Annotated in this window: 12 protein-coding genes; 7 read left to right on the top strand and 5 right to left on the bottom strand. The window is 54.8% G+C overall.

The features are described 5' to 3' along the window. Nucleotides 1-25: 25 nt before the first annotated feature. Nucleotides 26-1,546 carry a sulfatase family protein gene (locus A6X21_RS14455; RefSeq protein ID WP_068849029.1) on the top strand — a complete coding sequence of 507 codons (1,521 nt, stop codon included), beginning with the start codon at nt 26-28 and terminating at the stop codon, nt 1,544-1,546. A 238-nt stretch (nt 1,547-1,784) separates the two neighbouring features. On the opposite strand, the gene A6X21_RS14450 is transcribed toward A6X21_RS14455, so the two are convergent. Beyond that, nucleotides 1,785-3,455 carry a 30S ribosomal protein S1 gene (locus A6X21_RS14450; RefSeq protein WP_068849027.1) on the bottom strand — a complete coding sequence of 557 codons (1,671 nt, stop codon included), beginning with the start codon at nt 3,453-3,455 and terminating at the stop codon, nt 1,785-1,787. Between the two features lie 330 nt (nt 3,456-3,785). Between A6X21_RS14450 and A6X21_RS14445 the strand changes: the two genes are divergently transcribed. Continuing rightward, nucleotides 3,786-4,709, top strand: a complete 924-nt coding sequence (locus tag A6X21_RS14445; protein WP_068849133.1) for a DNA-methyltransferase — start codon at nt 3,786-3,788, stop codon at nt 4,707-4,709. A gap of 2,874 nt (nt 4,710-7,583) precedes the next feature. On the opposite strand, the gene A6X21_RS14430 is transcribed toward A6X21_RS14445, so the two are convergent. Together A6X21_RS14430 and rfbB are read right to left on the bottom strand one after the other, a co-directional pair. Next, nucleotides 7,584-7,901, bottom strand: a complete 318-nt coding sequence (locus A6X21_RS14430) for a hypothetical protein (protein WP_068849021.1) — start codon at nt 7,899-7,901, stop codon at nt 7,584-7,586. 265 nt (nt 7,902-8,166) lie between these two features. Beyond that, the gene (rfbB, locus tag A6X21_RS14425) at nt 8,167-9,195 is read right to left on the bottom strand and encodes a dTDP-glucose 4,6-dehydratase (RefSeq protein WP_068849019.1); all 1,029 of its coding nucleotides are present in this window, start codon (nt 9,193-9,195) and stop codon (nt 8,167-8,169) included. 671 nt (nt 9,196-9,866) lie between these two features. Here rfbB and A6X21_RS14415 point away from each other — a divergent pair. Further along, on the top strand, nt 9,867-10,220 hold the full coding sequence (locus A6X21_RS14415) for an HPF/RaiA family ribosome-associated protein (protein WP_013111827.1): 354 nt from the start codon (nt 9,867-9,869) through the stop codon (nt 10,218-10,220). Between the two features lie 1,496 nt (nt 10,221-11,716). On the opposite strand, the gene A6X21_RS24730 is transcribed toward A6X21_RS14415, so the two are convergent. Continuing rightward, complete coding sequence (locus A6X21_RS24730) at nt 11,717-12,100, bottom strand: hypothetical protein (RefSeq protein ID WP_165603808.1); 384 nt, start codon at nt 12,098-12,100, stop codon at nt 11,717-11,719. A 71-nt stretch (nt 12,101-12,171) separates the two neighbouring features. Here A6X21_RS24730 and A6X21_RS14395 point away from each other — a divergent pair, with 71 nt between their 5' ends. Next, complete coding sequence (locus A6X21_RS14395) at nt 12,172-12,813, top strand: HEAT repeat domain-containing protein (protein ID WP_240490268.1); 642 nt, start codon at nt 12,172-12,174, stop codon at nt 12,811-12,813. 246 nt (nt 12,814-13,059) lie between these two features. Here the strand turns inward: A6X21_RS14395 and A6X21_RS14390 are convergent, their stop codons facing one another. After that, nucleotides 13,060-14,325 (bottom strand): Gfo/Idh/MocA family protein, encoded by a 1,266-nt coding sequence (locus A6X21_RS14390; RefSeq protein ID WP_068849005.1) that lies wholly within the window; start codon nt 14,323-14,325, stop codon nt 13,060-13,062. Between the two features lie 318 nt (nt 14,326-14,643). Between A6X21_RS14390 and rsmA the strand changes: the two genes are divergently transcribed. The 3 genes from rsmA to A6X21_RS14370 are packed head-to-tail and all read left to right on the top strand — an operon-like array spanning nt 14,644 to nt 18,313. Further along, nucleotides 14,644-15,588, top strand: coding sequence for a 16S rRNA (adenine(1518)-N(6)/adenine(1519)-N(6))-dimethyltransferase RsmA (gene rsmA / locus A6X21_RS14380; RefSeq protein ID WP_068849001.1), 945 nt, complete (start codon nt 14,644-14,646; stop codon nt 15,586-15,588). 57 nt (nt 15,589-15,645) lie between these two features. Further along, entirely contained in the window at nt 15,646-17,142 is a 1,497-nt protein-coding gene (gene guaB / locus A6X21_RS14375) for an IMP dehydrogenase (protein ID WP_068848999.1), read from the top strand. Next, a complete protein-coding gene (locus A6X21_RS14370; RefSeq protein WP_068848997.1) occupies nt 17,075-18,313 on the top strand; it encodes a hypothetical protein in 1,239 nt (412 codons plus the stop codon). The genes guaB and A6X21_RS14370 overlap by 68 nt, the downstream gene beginning before the upstream one ends. Nucleotides 18,314-18,712 lie beyond the last annotated feature (399 nt).

The raw sequence follows: 18,712 nt of genomic DNA, 5'->3' as shown, positions 1-18,712 counted from the left end.
ACAGATTTTAGACCTGGAGACTTCCATGCGTCATGAATTGATGGCCATCCAGCCTGTAAAAGCTCGGGATCACCGGGCCGCGTATCCCACCTCCTGGCTCCTGTGTCATCTGGCGATCAGCCTGTCGTTGTGTCTCTGGCAGGTTGGCTCGATCACAAAAGTGATGGCAGCCGAGACTCGGCCTGAAAAACCGAATGTAATTATCATCAATTGCGATGACCTCGGCTATGCCGATGTGGGTGCATTTGGTGCGACAATCTGCAAGACGCCCCAGATTGACCGGATGGCCAGAGAAGGAGTGAAAGCCACTTCGTTTTACGTCGCTCAAGCGGTTTGCTCGGCTTCTCGGACCGCTCTGCTCACAGGCTGCCTGCCGAATCGTATCGGAATTCTCGGGGCACTCAGTCATGTCTCGAAGAACGGCATTGCTGACAGCGAAGTGACTCTGGGCGAACTTTTTCAGTCGCAAGGGTATTCCACCGCCATGTATGGCAAATGGCACCTGGGCTGTCAGGCTCAGTTCCTGCCTGGTCGTCATGGGTTTGACGAAGCCTTTGGGATTCCTTACTCGAATGATATGTGGTCGAAGAACCCTTATGGCAAGTTCCCTCCGCTGCCACTTTTCCGTCAAAAAGGGGATGCACCTGCTGAGATCATGGGCCATGACACCGATCAATCCCGCTTCACGACGGACTTCACGATGGCAGCGGTGTCCTTCATCGACCGGCACGCCGACAACCCCTTTTTTATCTACCTGGCTCATCCCATGCCCCACACACCGATTTTTGTCAGCGAAGAGCGCAACAGCGGTGAGAGAGCCCAGCTTTACCGAGATGTGATCGGTGAGATTGACTGGTCAGTCGGTACAATTCGGCAGACGCTGGAAAAGCATCAGCTCACGCGCAAAACACTCGTGATTTTTACCTCCGATAACGGCCCGTGGCTCGTCTTTGGAAATCATGCCGGCAGCACAGGGCCACTCCGCGAAGGGAAGGGGACCATGTGGGATGGTGGTGCCCGCGTTCCGTTTGTGGCCTGCTGGCCCGGTGTCATACCGCCCGATACGACGGTCGATCTTCCCATGGCCACCTACGACCTCTTTCCCACCTTCGCGAAGATGCTCGGTGCTGAACTTCCCGCTCATCCCATTGATGGTGTGGAAATCTGGCCCCAATTGACCGGTGCCTCGAAAGCACAACCCCACAAAGCGCTGTGGTTCTACTATGGCCGCGATCTGATTGCTGTGCGTTCCGGCCCATGGAAGCTCGTCTTCCCGCACACTTATGTTCATCCCGTGGAGCGGGGAAACGATGGCCAGCGCGGCAAGCTCGTCAACCAGAAGTTCAACGAGTCAGCACTTTACAATCTGGATTCTGATATTGGCGAAACGACGAATCTGGCCAGCCAGCACCCTGAGATCGTCCAGCAGCTCGAAACCTTCGCCGAAGAAGCCCGTCGTGAACTGGGTGACGCTCTGACCAATCGCAAAGGAAGCGGAGTTCGTCCTCCCGGCACAGTCAACGATTCCCCGTCACTTGGAAATTAGTGCGCTTCCACGAAAACACAGCGCTCTTTGTGCCAAGCGCGTTAAGGAAAAAAACCTCGCCCGCGTCTGCGTGGGAGAGGGTGGCACGAAGTGCCGGGTGAGGGTCTGACCAATCGATGTGCCTCAATCACAAGGGCTGCCGCCGGGGCGCCAATTCACAGCCTCCGCAAACAGCCACACCCTGAGCCAAACAATGTTCAGCTCAGGGTGTGCGCATTTTCAAGCGATGCAGAAATGTTTAGCGGAAGGAGTTGGGGTCGCCAAACAGGCCGCCTGATCCCGTATTCCCGGTCGTACCACCACGCAGCGGCTCTTTACGTTTGCGTTCGTACTGCTGGCCTTTACCTGGGGCGAGGTCTTCATCCTTTGGTGGAGCCACCACTTCAGGTTTCGGCTTGAGGGCTTTGACTGACAGGCTGATCCGTTGACGCTCAGGCTGAATCTCCAGCACTTGAGCATCGACCTGCTGACCTTCCTTAAGGACATCAGCCACCCGCTTGACTCGCTTGTAGTCCAGTTCGCTGATGTGGATCATCCCTTCCACACCCGGCTCCAGCTCAATAAACGCACCAAAATCGGTAATGCGTGTCACCTTGCCAGAGACTGTCTTGCCAACGGCATAGGTCTCAGGAGCCGAGTTCCACGGATTCTGCACGAGTTGCCTCATGCCCAGACCGATCTTCTGCTTTTCACGATCGAGTGACAGCACCACCACATCGACAGTCTGCTGTTCACGCACACAATCCGAGGGGTGTTTGATACGCGTCCAGCTCATCTCGCCCACATGCAGGAATCCATCGACCCCACCCAGATCAACAAAAGCACCATAATCCTTGATCGTCTTGATGGTCCCGGTGAACTTCTGGCCGACTTCAACCTTATCCCAGAAGCTGGCAGCGGCTTCTTTACGCTCGGCAATCAGAATCGCCTTGCGGCTGACCACGAGATTCCGCTTGGCGGGATTCACTTCTGTGACTTCCACCGGGAACTTCTTGCCTACAAAAGCATCCATCGAGGAGACAAAACCAAGTTCCACCTGGCTCGCTGGCAGGAAGGCACGAATCTGGCCCACAGCCACTTCCAGCCCACCCTTGTTCACAGCGGTTACATAAGCTTCAACAATCTGGCCCTTCTGGAGTTCATCCCAGTTGCCACGCGCCCGACGGGTCGACTTGGTCAGATTGACGTAGATCAGCCCCTGCTCGGCATCGTATTTTTCCACGATGACCAGATGCTCTTCGCCAGGATGCGGGGGCTTTCCCTGGGGAAAGTTTCGCGTAGGGAGCATGCCGGGCGAGCGGAAGCCCAGATCGACAAACGTATTTTCTGGCGAGACCGACTGCACTTTGGCCTTGAGCTTCATGCCCGGCGCCAGTTGGTCTTCGGATGTAATCTGTGCAGCGACAGAAGCACTATCGCCCGCACCCACAATCTCGCTGGCACCCGCCACCGTGGGCGCTCCACCCGACATGGCAGCAGCCAGTTCCGCTTCCAATGCGGGGTCGAGTTCTTCCGTCCGGGGAATTTCCACCGGGCCCGCTTGAGGAATCGTCACCGCCTGGGGTACGCCCGGCGTCTGTCCATCAGCAGCGTAAGTGGGAATTGCCAGTCCATCTTTGGCCGAGAGCGTCGGATTGAGTTCCACGCGCTTGCGAGGTGCCTCAGCAGGCTCTTCAGACGCTGGCGCAGTTTCTGGTGAAACAGTTTCTGCCGCTGGAGCAGAAGCGACCGGGCTGTCGCCGGGAACAACCTGGGGAGCACTCGAAAGCTCTGTAGGAGCAACTGCCTCGCCAGAAGAGACAGGCTCAACCTGAGAGACAGGTTCTGCCTGAGAGACAGGCTCTACAGGGGAAGATGCCTCAGGCGAAAGGCTGGCATCCACAGGTTTGTTTTCACCGTCACCGCTCATCGTAATTTACCAATATCGATCGTTCGTTGTGGTGGGCTGTCATCCAGTCTTCAGCCGCCACATATCGGGATATAGACTGGCCCCAGAAATGCTAGCGAAAAAAAATTGTCAATGCCACGAGCAACCGGAAAACCGCCAGAAACTGACCGACTTTGCCTCATTTCGGAAAGCTCCTCCAGACCCACCCGGCTTACCCAAGCCGCCAGATGTGATTAAATGTCCAGTGGCGCAGCTCGTTGATTTTCACACCACGTGCGGCCACCATCGGTACCTGCTCAGAACCAACGGGCCTTTTTGTCGCAGGTCGATGTGCACTTGCAGGAGTCTCCCTTGAATCAATTGCTGCTGGAAGACTGCATCTCGGGTCTGGCTCAACAGCCTGCAGGATCGGTCGATCTGGCGTTTGCCGATCCTCCCTTCAACATTGGCTACTCTTACGACGTTTATGCCGATTCCAAAGAAAGCCAGCAGTACCTTTCATGGTGCGAAGAGTGGATCGCTGCCGTCTACCGGGCGCTCAAGCCTGATGGCACATTCTGGCTGGCAATCGGCGATGAGTATGCGGCCGAGCTGAAAGTTGCGGCCCAGAAAATTGGCTTTCATACGCGCAGTTGGGTCGTGTGGTATTACACCTTCGGGGTGAACTGCAAATTCAAATTCACCCGCTCGCATGCACATATCTTTTACTTTGTGAAGGATCGCGAGAAGTTCACCTTCAACAGCGAAGATCCTGCCAACCGCATCCCTTCCGCCCGGCAGCTCGTTTATGCCGATAAGCGGGCCAATCCGAAAGGTCGCCTGCCAGACGATACCTGGATCATCCCCCCCACTGTCGAAGAGATGGCCCGCCAGACCAGTGCCACCTGGGTGCTCAGGCCACAGGATCTGGCCGATCGCTTTACTCCTGCAGAAGATACCTGGTACTTCCCGCGTGTGGCGGGCACCTTCAAAGAGCGCGAAGGTTTTCATGGTTGCCAGATGCCCGAACAGCTTCTCGGACGCATCATCCGCATGTGCTCAAATCCCGGAGAACTGGTGCTCGACCCTTTCTCAGGGAGTGCCACCACATTGGCCGTGGCTAAGAAACTGGGCCGCAACTATCTCGGCTTCGATATCAGCGAGCAGTACGTGACTCACGGCCTCAAACGACTCGAATCGATCGCACCAGGCGATCCCCTCGACGGTGCCGCCGAACCCACCATGAGTGCCCCCAGTACCGCCAAAGGCAAACAGCGCAAAGCACTGCCGAAGTAGCGGGGTTTGACCAATGGGCGGGTGGCCCGGCCAACTTGTGCCCAACTTGCGTACACAGGTCGTTGTGCATCGGCACGACAACAAGATGCCGCGCCATGTGGCCTCTCCTGTCCCAAACAACGCTCAAACTCTTTCGCTGCCCCTTTCGCGCGAGCTCCCCGAACTTCCAATTCATACACACGCGAAGCCGCGAAGTTCGCCAAGAAAAGTTGAGTCCCGTATGGTGGATTAAGGCCTTGCGCAACCCACCAATCCAGAAGACTCCTATCCCATGTGCAATTATCTCCGTGTGGCCCAGCCCAAGTAGGGCAGGCTCCCGCCTGCCTGCCTGACGCTGCTCCAACCTTCGTGCTCTTCGCGACCTTCGTGGTACACCCGATTCTTACTCATCCGAATGGCCCAGAGGCGCCTTTGCACATCCGGGTGGCACCAGTCACAAGAAACGTTTATGCAAAACAGAACAGTACAATTCCTGTGGAACACCCCGGCTGATATTCTGTCTTCTATCGAAATGTCCAATCTACTCATGCACAGCTTGCTGAACCGTCTCACCGATTGGCCCTGGAGTTCGTTCCATCGTTCCGCAAGGGCTGGCGAATACCCACTGAGCCGGGGCCGCTTGAATCCATGGAGTGGCAACGAAGTTAATGACCTTGAATTACGGTACGAGACAAGCTGGTGGGTTGCGCAAAGCCTTAACCCACCCTACTAGTCTAAGGACATTTTATGTATTCTGTTATTCGGTTTTATATACCATCCAGAAATTTCATAGTAGACGATTTAATAAGCAGGATAAGAATGACTGAGGTTCTTATGCACCCTGAGGCTGGCTTGGGTGGCCACGATCGCATATCGTGCGACTTAAGCGAGGCTTCTTGCAATGAAACACATGGGCAAGAAGTTTTTCATAAGTTGCATAAATGTAAATCATTGTTCGACTGGTGTAATACACATTCCGTCATGATTGAAATCGATTGGGGGGTGGGCATACCCGGCGATCTTCAAGGGGTAGACACGATAGAACTTCCCCGTGGCTACTTGAGATTATTGGCAGCCAACAAGATTGATTTGACGGTATCAGTTTACAGAAAAGACGACTTATAGGCGATTGCAATGCTAATTGAAATAAAAATATTCCCCAGATCAACACAACTTGATTCAGAACGCATAAGGAAGCAGTTGGTAGAATATGAGTGCGAGGATATTGTAGTTGCGGGTTTGTCAGAAGAAGGTGTTTCTGTCACAATAACATGCGGACATTGCTTAGAGCCCCATTTAATAATAGCCAAATCATTACTTGAGTGTGTTTTCGCAGGTGTAGAGCACCAGGAGTGTGAGGCAGCAAAAACAATCCTTACTGTCTTTCTGGAGCACGATGATCAACGAGATTTCGTGAAATCATTCATTTTCCCGGTTTCTTTTTTGGAATACATTGCTTCCTGGAATTGTGACCTATCGATACATATTTGCTATTAGACTGGAGATTCTGAGCTCGGGCTAGGTTAGCCCAAGTAGGGCAGGCTCTCGCCTGCCTGCCTGACGCTGCTCCAACCTTCGTGCTTTTCGCGACCTTCGTGGTACACCTGATTCTTACCCATCCGAATGGCCCAGAGGTGCCTTTGCACATCCGGGTGGCACCAGTCACAAGAAACGTTTATGCAAAACAGAACAGTACAATTCCTGTGGAACACCCCGGCTGATATTCTGTCTTCTATCGAAATGTCCAATCTACTCATGCACAGCTTGCTGAACCGTCTCACCGATTGGCCCTGGAGTTCGTTCCATCGTTCCGCAAGGGCTGGCGAATACCCACTGAGCCGGGGCCGCTTGAATCCATGGAGTGGCAACGAAGTTAATGACCTTGAATTACGGTACGAGACAAGCTGGTGGGTTGCGCAAAGCCTTAACCCACCCTATGTGACTAGAGTTTTATCGAGAAACATCGATATGACATACAACCCGTTGTCTAATGAGCCGTTCGAGCCAGATTGGTATTTGAATCGTGCTGAGCATGAATAAGGAGGAGACCCGTGGGTGCCTTCAGGGCGATTGCAAGAAGTGTAGAGCAAGGTGTTACTCCTCGCGATTCTATCGGTGGTGATGCAATAACTCCATCTGAGTATCGGATTCCATGCTGCCAAAAGTGTGAAAGACAAATGCTATTGTTTCTCCAGTTTGACATTGACCCAAGGTGGTCAATGCCATTCGAAGACGGAAGCCATTTCCTCTTGTTCATGTGTCCTCTATGCAATGAAATCCCGTCATTTGCGGCGTATTCTGGCGGTCAGCTTTCAGGCGATTATTGGAGTAGGACAGAGGGGCACTACTTCGCTTGCCTGAGTAAGGCCGGATCTTCAGAGTCTATTCGGCTGGCGGAGGCAATTCTGATAGCGAAAGAACTTTTCTTTGAGCCCCTAAAGGACGTTGCCGAACACTTGCCTGACACTATCCGCCTGGGCGGTGAGCCTTTTTGGCTTCAAGAACCCGAGCCTGTAATTTGCAGCTGTGGTTCAAACATGGTGTTGATTTCACAGATTGCTGAGAATTATGGCTTTGACAAGCAGCCCGGAGCCCCCGAGCAACCAGACTCCTTTTCCGCTAATCAATATTGCCTGTTCCTAGGAAATGAGGTCTACATATTTGCATGTCCACGCCAGTGCGACTCGCGTGCGGTATGGGTTACGGTTCAGGGCTGAGGTGTATTGGCATATGATCTCGCGGATAGCACAAATAGGATTGTTTAAGGTTTTGTGCAACCCGCCAACTCAGAAGACTCCAAGCCCATCAGCAACTATTTCAGGGGTAGGGAGGACTCATTGGATTGAGACGACACGAAGGGGTCAGAACTCATTGATTTTGTCGGCACCACTACCTCTACCCCGTCGAAAGTTCATATTCATCAAGCGAGGTGGAAGTGACAATATCCACTAGCTGTTCGATGGATTCCAATATGGACTCTCGAAGATCGGCAGGAGCGTATAATTCAATCCAATTGCGAAGCTGATAGAGCTCCTCGATAAACTGATCCTTAAACTCCTGCCTTATGACTAACGCCGGAAGACATTCTATCATCTGTAGCCCAAGTTCCTTTGCGGGCGGCAACCAATAGGTGACAAACGTATTGGCAGTGCAAACTGGGGTGAATGTCAGGTCGCGGCTCTTTTTGCTTTCCTTACATAAATCAATTGCCATATCGAATATTCTCTTTGCGACCGATACGACATCACAGGGGCACCTCAACCTACACCCTGTCTTCTAGCAAGATAGCCAAACCACAAGAGGTCTCTGGCCAACCGCAGCTTCAGCAGTATCTCATCCGCGTTTTCAAATTCCGCATGGCAGTTGTTCCATCACCCAAACCTCCTCTGCTCCGGCACACCGTTCGCCCGCACCCGGCGAACTTGCAATTTCATGCGACATCTTTAAACCCTGTCGGTCTGCGAAATTCCCCAGGAGCTTATTTGAGCACAGCGTTCACCCAGGCCTGATTGCCCAGATACCACTCGACTGTCGCCCGCATCCCCTGTTCGAACGTGACGGATTGTTTCCAGCCCAGCTCCCGCTCGATCTTCGAACAATCAATCGCATAGCGGAAGTCGTGACCGGGACGATCAGAGACAAACGTAATCAGGTCGGCATGTGTGCCACCTTGTGGCCTCGGACGCAACTCATCCAGCACTTTGCAGATCACATGGACCAGGTCGATGTTGCGAACTTCCGCCCGGCCACCAATCGCATACGTTTCCCCAATCACTCCGGTTTCGAGAACTCGCAGCAGAGCCGATACATGGTCCTGGACATGCAGCCAGTCGCGCACGTTCTCTCCCCTGGCATAAACAGGGATCGGCTCTTCGGCCAGCGCCTTGCGAATAACGACAGGAATCAGCTTTTCAGGAAACTGAAAGGGCCCATAGTTGTTGCTGCAGTTGGTGACCAGCACTGGCAACCCATAGGAATGATTCCAGGCCCGCGCCAGATGATCGGCCGAGGCCTTGCTGGCCGAATAAGGAGAATGTGGGTCGTAGCGCGTCTCTTCGGTAAACTGGCCGGTGGCCCCCAGCGCACCAAACACTTCATCGGTCGAAACGTGCAGAAAGCGGAACTTCGCTTTGTCGCTGGCCGCGAGCTTCCCGTAATGCGTGCGGGCTGCTTCCAGCAATGTGTAAGTTCCCACAATGTTGGTGTTGATGAACTCTGCCGGCCCGGTTAACGATCGATCCACATGGCTCTCGGCTGCCAGATGCATCACAGCGGCAGGCTGATACTCGGCAAAAGCCGCATCCATTGCCTCCCGGTCAGCAATATGCTTCTGAATCAGGAGATGTCGCGGATGAGTCGCCACTTCTTCCAACGATTCAAGATGCCCTGCATAAGTGAGACAATCGACATTCACGACCGTCCAATCGGTGTTCCTCACCAGATGACGGACAAGGGCAGAACCAATGAAACCACAACCACCGGTAACGAGAACATGCATGGTGAGCATCCGTGCCTTGCGAGAACTTCAGGGTTTTGAAAATGAAAATGTGACCAGCAGTCATACACAAATCAATGCCAATTGGGGAGTTCCGTCGATATCAAAAATTTCTGATCGGTTCCCTGATTTTCGTCATCCACCCCGGCGTCTTTGTGCGTTAAAATAACATGCAGACACAACACGACAGGAAACGCCAGGCCTCGCCATGCGACACACCCGGCAGGCCGGATGACGTTCCCCGGATTATTTCTGCGGCATCATTCATCGAGCGAAGACATCCTTCCGTGTTGTGCCTGCCTTTGATGTGATCGTGCAAGTTGGCAGGTTCTCTGCCTCACTCAACAAACATGCTTTTGATTGAGCATGTCGATTGAAGATGTGGCTAAGCCAGCCAGCTTTCTGATCAGCGGGCAGTGTCGTTTCAATCTCTGATTCAACGTTTCTATTTCCAGTAGCGATTAATGCGCGGTGCTTGTCGTGTCATGCTTGCAGCTTTGGGCAAGCATGTCTTCGCGATCCGCAATGCTTGTTTCATGTGACAGGTTGTGGGAATTCTGGAAGTGGGGGAGTTGAACAACAGATCGTTTCGTCAGCCCGCAGGAACTCGAGTCGGTTTTCTGTGAAGTCTTCCGTAATTCGCGGCTGTTTATCTTCCAGAGTTTTCGAGAGAGAGGCGATGAATGCATACGAATCTCATCACGCGTGGATTGGTTCTTCCTCAAGGTCTGAGAGAATTTGTTGATCGCAAACTGGAGTTCGCACTCGACCGTTTTCAGCTTTCGCCGGCTGATGTCGAGATCACCCTCGAAGATATTAACGGTCCTCGAGGCGGCCAGGATAAGCGCTGTCGCTTGCGGGTCGGTAATACCAAACGCACGCGAGTTCTCATTGAGGAAACAGGATCGGATCTGCAGCGTGTTCTTTCGCGGACAGTTGATCGCATGGAACAGGCTCTGGCCAAACTGCATCGCAAACATCATTCGCGAGCCTCCAGACAGCCGGGCCGTCGCCTGGCCATGGCAGCAGATCTTTAGGCCACAGGATTTGTTCTGTGGAGTGAGCCAGATTTCATGTTCTCACCCAGTGTTTGTCTTGTGAAAGCGATCGTGTTGTTAAATCGTGTGGATGCAATGATGTTTTATCACTGCACCAAGGTCACCTGAACGCGATCCGTCATCACGACCGCTGAACTGTCCCGGCAGGCCCGGCTGCAAAATCTGCAGCCGGGCCTGCCTCTTTGAATCTCAGCGCAACCTCCCCCAGTTCTCAACCCTCGCCCGCGTCTGCGTGGGAGAGGGTGGCACGAAGTGCCGGGTGAGGGTCTGGCCAATCGACATGCCTCAGCCATCAAGGCATCCGCAGGGGCGCCGATTGTTGGCGTGTGGCCAGAGATGACAAGCATCCCGCGATGAGGTCGTTTGTTGATTGCACGTCCAATTCATTCGAACTCGCCCTCATCCCGGCCTTCTCCCGTCGGAACGGGAGAAGGAGCAAAAGACCCTCGCCTGCGTCTGCGTGGGAGAGGGTGGCACGAAGTGCCGGGTGAGGGTCTGGCCAATCGATGTAAAACAGTCGCCGAGGATGCTGCCGGATCGACCGGCGTAAAAAGTCCTCAAATGATTCGAGGCCAACGGTCTTGCCATCTGAGCTGCTCGAGGCCATTGGCATACGCTTTGGCAGGTTCTGCCGGAGTCTCGACCCCCTGATTGGCAAGGTCTTTCCACCCTGCTCAGCAGGTACAACAGGAACTCTGGACGAAGGGTGGCGCGTAGGCCTTTAACCCCTGTTACAGCCCGCACCGTGGGTGCATTCGCTACACCAGCAACAGTCACACACAAGGGCCCTGGTCTCGTTAATCGTTAAGGTCAATGGAGTGTTGGTAAGCTTTAACGACGAAAACCGCCCGCAAAGTCACCCTTGTTTTACGGAACCGGAACAACCGGCACATTTCCATGGATGGAAGACACAAATCCTTGCTCAATTAGCGGTTTGGGAAACTCAAGCGATCGTTCCAGTGGGGCCGATGGAATAGGCAACTTCGCCCGAGCAGTCCGTATCACCGGGTGGTGATGCGAGGAACTGATCGGAAGAAGACAGCGACCTTGCCACTCGAGATCGCCCGCAACGATCGAACAGTGGTACGGGGCCTGGTCAGCCGGACATGTGAAGGATTCAGTTTGGTGTGACGCGACACGGGTCGCGGGGCGGGGCTGACAGCTCGGCGCCTTAGGTGAGCACCGCCTGCCAATCCACTGCTGACCGACACTTGTCTCGCGGGTTGGGAAGACCCTGTTTTCGAATCCCTAGGGAAGGAGATTGAGACTCATGCGATGGATCAAGTTTTGTGGAACCATGCTTGCTGCGATGAGCATGGCCTCGCTGGCTGAAGCCGGCCTTTTCCGCGGCCATGGCTGCGGTACTGAAAAGGCTTGTGGTTGTGCTTCGACCAGTCAGCCTGCCTGCTGTAAGCCCGTTATTGTCAAGCCTTGCTCGCCAAACGTTTACGTTTATCAGCGCAAGTGCTCTGACATTAAGCCCCCCTGCTGCGATACATGTGCTCCAGCGACCTGCTGTGCACCTGCTGCCGCCGCTCCTGCTTGTGCTGCTCCTGCAGCTTGTGCTCCAGCTCCAGCCGCTTGTGCTCCAGCCTGTGCTGCTCCTGCAGCCTGTGCTCCAGCTCCAGCTGCTTGTGCTCCCGCTTGTGCCGCTCCTGCAGCCTGTGCTCCAGCTCCAGCTGCTTGTGCTCCCGCTTGTGCTGCTCCTGCAGCCTGTGCTCCAGCCCCAGCAGCTTGTGCACCAGCCTGTGCCGCTCCAGCTGCCTGTGCTCCAGCTGCTGCTCCAGCCTGTGCTGCTCCTGCAGCCTGTGCTCCAGCTCCAGCCGCTTGTGCTCCAGCTTGTGCCGCTCCAGCCCCAAGCACCTGCGCTCCAGCCACCTGTGCTCCCAGCTGCACTCCAGCTGCCAAGCACTGTGGTCTGTTCGCTCGCTTGAAGGCTAAGTGCGCCAAGCCATCATGCGGTTCAACATGTGCACCTGCTCCTGCAGGCTGTGCTGCTCCCGCTGCCTGTGCTCCAGGCTGTGCTGCACCAGCTCCAACGAGCTGTGCAACCACAAAGTGCTGTGACGTTGACCCTTGCGAAGTTGCCAAGCTGATCTACACCTCGCAGACAGCTTGCTACGCCAAGGATCGTCGTCATGCCATCCACAAGCTGGGTGACAAGTACAACTGCGTCTGCAGCCCAGAAATCATGTGCGCCTTCATCTACGCCCTCAACGATACCGATGAACGAGTTCGTCTGAAGGCTGCCGATGAAATCGGTGACCAGATCCGCAAGCACTGCTGCTGCTCGCCAGAAGTTGTCGCTGCTCTGACACACGCTCTGGGTGATTGCCACAAGCCAGTCGTTCGTCAGGCCACACAGGCTCTGGAACTCTGCGGCTACGAAGTTGTTGAAGGTAACTGCGATGCTGTCTGCTCGACAAGCTGTGCACCAGGCACCTGCCCAGGCACTGCTCCAGCCGTTGCTCCAGCTCCAGCCCCAATGGCTCCAGAAGCTGTCCCAGCTCCAGTTCCTCCCGCTGCTCGCAAGAACAGCGAATATCGCCAGCTCTTCAGCTTCAACAACTAGTTTGTGTCGGCTGAACAGCGAATCGATAGCGGCAATAGACTTCTGACGGTGTTACAACGAACAGCAGCCCCCGATCGCAAGACCGGGGGCTGTTTTCATTTGTAAGGGAGGTAGTTGTTGGTGGGTAGTTGCTAGTGGGTATTGGACATTTGGGGTTTGGTATTTGTCTGCTGGAAAGATGCTGTCAACATCGCTGAAACGGCCAGCTCAACCAACAACTAACAACCCCCAACACACAAACACCAATTACTTCAGCGACCACGGGGCTCGATACGGACGATTCACCAGAGCGATCGCTTCAGGATCATTTCCGACGATCTTTTCATTGACGGGATCCCATTCAATCTTGCGGCCCAAACGAATCGCGATGTTCCCCAGGTGGCAGGCACTGGCAGTGCGGTGGCCAATCTCGACATCGCAGATCGGCAGCTCGCGCGACTTGATGCAGTCGAGAAAATTCTTGTGATGATTGCTCGAAACATAGAGCGATTCATCACCGCTCGAAAGTTCCTGCTCAACGAGTTCCGCAGGTGTTCCCCGCAGCACGCCGCGGTTGACGAAAATCGTCCCTTTCTCACCAATGAATGTGGTGCCGCCAGGAATGTCTTTCTGCTCCTGGCCCACAACGATTTCGACGCCGTTGCCATACTTGTGCGTGATGCGGCAAGCCGTCGAGACTTCAAACCACTTCTCAGGATGGAACTCGGCTGTCCCTTCCGTGCTGACTGGCCCGGTATGATCAAAACCGAGTGCCCAGTGAGCAATATCAATGTGATGGGCACCCCAGTTGGTCATCTGCCCGCCCGAGTAATCCCAGAAGAAGCGGAAGTTGTAATGCACCCGCTTCTGGTTATAGGGCCTTTGTGGTGCCGGCCCGAGCCACATGTCGTAGTTGAGTTCGGCTGGCGGTTCAGAATCAGCCACAGGAGGGCCTCCAAAGTTCGACTTGGCCAGGCCCACCAGAACTTTGTTCACCTTGCCAATTTTTCCATTACGCACCAGTTCACACGCCTTGCGGAACTTGGCGTCGGATCGTTGCTGTGAGCCCGTCTGCACAATGCGGTTATGAGCACGAGCCGCTTCCACCATGGCCCGGCCTTCGGGAATCGTCAGCGTGAGTGGCTTTTCGCAATAAACATCTTTGCCCGCCTGGCAACCATGCACGGTCGGCAAGGCGTGCCAGTGATCCGGCGTGGAAACGACAATGGCATCGATATCTTTGCGTTCGAGGACTTTGCGGTAATCGTCGTAACCGTCGACCTTGAAGCCCTTTTCGCTGACCATTTTGATCGTGCTGGCCAACCGCTTGGAATCGACATCGACAATCGCGGCCGGGGCGACACCCTGACCCATAAACGCCTTGAGATTTCCCGAGCCCTGACCGCCAATCCCGATGTGTGCAGTAACAATTCGCTCATTGGCACCAAATGCCCGCGCGGGAATGATCAGTGGAGCCGCAAATACGGCGGAAGCCGCCAGGAAAGTCCGGCGGGAAAGCTGCTGTTTGCTCATGAAAAATACCCTTTCCAGTTGTCAATACCCGGCTGTTAAAACCTTGAAAAGATGGTGCCAGCTCGATGAATGCCATCTCAAGGAATCGTTCTCCATCCTAACCATCGATTCCGACAGATCGCTACCCGCTGTTTCGCAGTTCCGGGGATTCCGGGAGAAGGTTTTTCCTGTGGATTTCCACAACAGATCGCCGGATGAAGGGATTCACAGAAAAATTTTCCAGTGGTCGATTCGCCAAAAAGGATTCCTGCGGGTATTCTTGACTGATTGATCCTTCGCCACTCTCCGCGAGTGGCCAGAGTACTTACCCCAGAACCTATGAGCGAAGACCACCGCCAAACGCGTACACATCTGACGGAGCTGTTTCATAAGCTCCGGATTAATCCGCGCGGTGATCTGGGTCAGAATTTTCTGATTGATATCAATCTGGTGGAACTGGTGGCCCGCGAAGCCCAGTTATCCAAAGATGATGTGGTTCTTGAAGTGGGGACCGGGACCGGCGGTCTCACGATTTTCCTCGCTGCCGAAGCGGGCGAAGTCGTCTCGATCGAGTACGACCCGAACATGCATGCCATTGCGTCGAAACAGCATGCCGGTTTGTCGAATGTGCAGTGGGTGAATACCGACGCTCTCAAGAACAAAAATCAACTCCATCCGCTGTTGGTCGAAAGTGTCAACACCGCCCTGGCCAGACGGCCCGGCTCGACCCTGAAGCTCGTGGCAAATCTGCCTTACAACGTCGCCACTCCCGTCATTTCCATGATTGTGGGGAGCGACTGGCCCTGGTCGCGAATGGTCGTGACGGTCCAGTGGGAAATGGCCGTGCGGATGCAGGCGACGCCGGGAAGCAGCGATTACAGCGGGCTGTCGATCTGGTTACAGTCGCAATGCGATATTGAAATTCTGCGTAAGCTCCCTCCGGATGTCTTCTGGCCCAGGCCCAAAATCGATTCTGCTGTCGTCCTGGTCACACCGGCACCCGCCCGAAGAGACCGCATTGCCGATCCGGAATTCTTCCATAACTATCTGCGGGCCATCTTCATGCACCGGCGCAAGCTATTGCGTGGTGTCCTGTGCAGTACCTATTCCCAGGTCGCCAAACCCCGCATTGATGAACTGCTCCAGCAGGCAGGGATTGCCTCACAGGCACGGGCTGAGGAACTGCCGACGGAGATTCATGTGGCCTTAGCCAACCTGCTCTACCACGAAATCAATCCACCAACGCCCGCTACGGGTCTTGATTCACTGAAAACTGCGAACTGAAAACTGCCTGCTGCCAGATTCTGGCAGCCCCCGGCTTTGTCGGAGAAGCTCATTACCATGCAAGATCGAATTGCCTATCAGGGAATCACCTTCGACGATGTTCTGCTCGAGCCTGGCTTCAGCGAACTCGTCCCTGCCGATGTCGAAACATCCTCCCGGCTCACCCGCAATATCCGGCTGAATGTGCCGATTGTTTCCAGCCCCATGGATACCGTGACAGAAAGCGACATGGCCATTGCCATGGCGCAGGAAGGCGGCATGGGGATCATTCATAAAAACCTCTCGATCGAACAACAGGCGTTGCACGTCGAGCGGGTCAAACGCAGTGAACACGGCGTCATTGTCGACCCTGTGACGTTACCTCCCGAGGCCACCGCTTTGGAAGCGTGGGAAATCATGGAGCAAAGGAACATTGGTGGTGTTCCGGTCACTCAAAACGGTCGGCTCAAAGGGATTCTGACCCGTCGCGACCTGCGGTTTCTGGCGTCGAAAGATACCCCCATTTCCGAGGTGATGACCAAAGAGAATCTCGTGACGGCGAAAGAGAATACGACTCTCGAAGAAGCCGAGCGGATTCTGCTGGAAAACAAGGTTGAAAAACTGCTGCTGGTAGATGACGAGTTTCAGCTCAAGGGGCTGATTACGATCAAGGATATCGATAAAAACCTTCGTTTCCCGAAAGCGAGCAAAGATCGACGTGGACGTTTGCGCGTCGGTGCCGCCGTCGGTGTGTTTGACTTTGAGCGTGCTGCGGCCCTTATCGACAGGGGGGTTGATGTGCTTTGTGTCGACAGCGCACACGGACATAGTCAAAACGTGATTGAGACCGTTAGGGGGGTGAAGAAACGCTGGCCAGAAATCGATGTCATAGCTGGGAATATTGCAACAACGGCAGGAGCCCGCGATCTGCTGATGGCGGGGGCGGATGCAATCAAGGTGGGCATTGGCCCAGGCTCGATCTGCACAACGCGAATTATTGCCGGAGTGGGTGTTCCTCAGTTAACAGCGATACACAATGCCTCATTGGCAGTGGCCGGGACAGATGTTCCGATCATTGCCGATGGTGGCATCAGGTATAGCGGTGATATCACCAAGGCTCTGGCCGCAGGTGGTCATTGCGTGATGCTGGGAAGTTTGCTGGCGGGTGTGGATGAAAGCCCCGGAGAAGTGATTCTTTTCCAGGGCCGCAGTTACAAACGCTACCGGGGCATGGGCTCGATGGGGGCCATGGTCAAAGGGAGCAGCGAACGCTACCGGCAAGGGAAGGTTGACGAAAGCAGTCCAGGGCGTGGAGCAGGGAAGCTCGTTCCCGAAGGCGTTGAAGGGCGAGTGGCTCATAAAGGCTCGCTCCACAATCTGGTTTACCAGTTGATCGGTGGCCTGCGGGCCGGCATGGGATACTGCGGTGTGCCCACGATTGAAGATCTGCGGACAAACACGCGGTTCATTCAGGTCTCGGCTGCCACAGTGAGGGAGAACCATCCCCATGACATTACGATTGTCGAAGAATCTCCAAATTACACCGTCGAGCACGCACATCGCGAAGGCTCGTAATCAGGCCTGGTATCAGCCGGCTCTGGCAGTCGCACTGGCCGGTGTGCTGATCGCTCAGTCACCAGCCAGTGATACCTCCCGCAGTCCGCTCGATACCTTGCGCGAACGTTCTCCGGAACAGCGCTGGACCAAAGTTCGCGAAGAAGACGCCGAGCAGAAATTGTCCCGGCAGACCGTCATCTCCAGCGAGACACAAGCCTTCACAAACGTCGGTTCGTCAGGTTCCGGCACTGCTCCAGAGCGCCTCCCTGTCGATCGAATCCAGGAAGGCAAATCGGCTGCGCCCGACATGCCAGCCTCGATTATCGATGCGGCTCCCACAGCAAACTCCAAAGCTGTCGTGGCGTTCCCTGAATCAAACACTCCTCCACAAGCCGCCACCACTCCTCCGGCCTATCCATTTCTGGATCAGCCCGAGGTTCTCGTGCAAGGTGATCATCAGTGGATCTTGCCAGCACCTTCAGCAGAGCAGATCGTCGCTGCTGTGAGCCAGAATTCTCAGGCTCCAGTCCCCACTGGCGATCCTACTGGCCCGACACCGATTGAAGTGAACTCGAACAGCAATGGCGGAACGGCTAACGGTGCGATTGCTCCGACACCAGTCGAGACACAAGCCGTTGCGCCGTCAGCCAGCTTGCCGCCCGTTCCACCGCTGCCCAAAGAATCCGAACGGGCCATCATTGCCGATGAGCATCTGGCACCAGCGCTCCCCAACCTCGGGATTCGGCGCATCTACCAGATTGTTCCTTTCGGTGATCCCGTTGCCGATGAAGATATTCGTCGATATGCCCTTGAGCAGCAGAATAAGGTAGGCATCCATATCGACAACAGTCCCGTACCTCCACGGAACTATCCTGACCTCCTCGCTTTGTGGGAACCACCCAACCTTTATCACCAGCCACTTTACTTTGAAGATGTGGCCCTCGAACGATATGGCCACCACTATCCCCCCGGGATTCAATCCGCCGTGTCACTCGGGAAATTTGGTGTGCAACTGATTGGCTTCCCTTATCAGGCGGTTATCCATCCCCCCGCATCGAAACAGTACGCACTGGGTTACTACCGACCTGGCGAAGTGGCTCCCCGGCTCACCTATCAAATCCCCTGGAATGCTCACGCCGCCGCTGTGCAGGCTGGAGCCGTGGTGGGCTTTATTTACATGATTCCGTAAGAGTCACCACTTCATAGAAGCAGGCAGCTCGCCTGCCAGCCAAAGCTTTTGCTCCTTCTCCCGTTCTGACGGGAGAAGGCCGGGATGAGGGCGAGCTCGAACAGGTTTGGCGTGCAATGCACGAGCAGCGTTATCGCGTGATGCTTGTCATCTCTGGCTACTGGCAGTCTATCGGCGCTCCTGCGGATACCTCGGTGACCGATACATATCGATTGGTCAGACCCTCACCCGGCACTTCGTGCCACCCTCTCCCACGAGGACGCGGGCGAGGGTTTTTTCTCCTTCTCCCGTTCTGACGGGAGAAGGCCGGGATGAGGGCGAGTTCGAACGTATGGAGCGAACAATCCATTAGAGATTTCATCGCGCGATGCATTTCATCTCTGGCTACTGGCAGTTTAT

This window comes from Planctopirus hydrillae, assembly GCF_001707835.1.
In the GTDB taxonomy this organism is placed as follows: domain Bacteria; phylum Planctomycetota; class Planctomycetia; order Planctomycetales; family Planctomycetaceae; genus Planctopirus; species Planctopirus hydrillae.
This window is presented reverse-complemented; position numbering and strand designations above follow the sequence as displayed.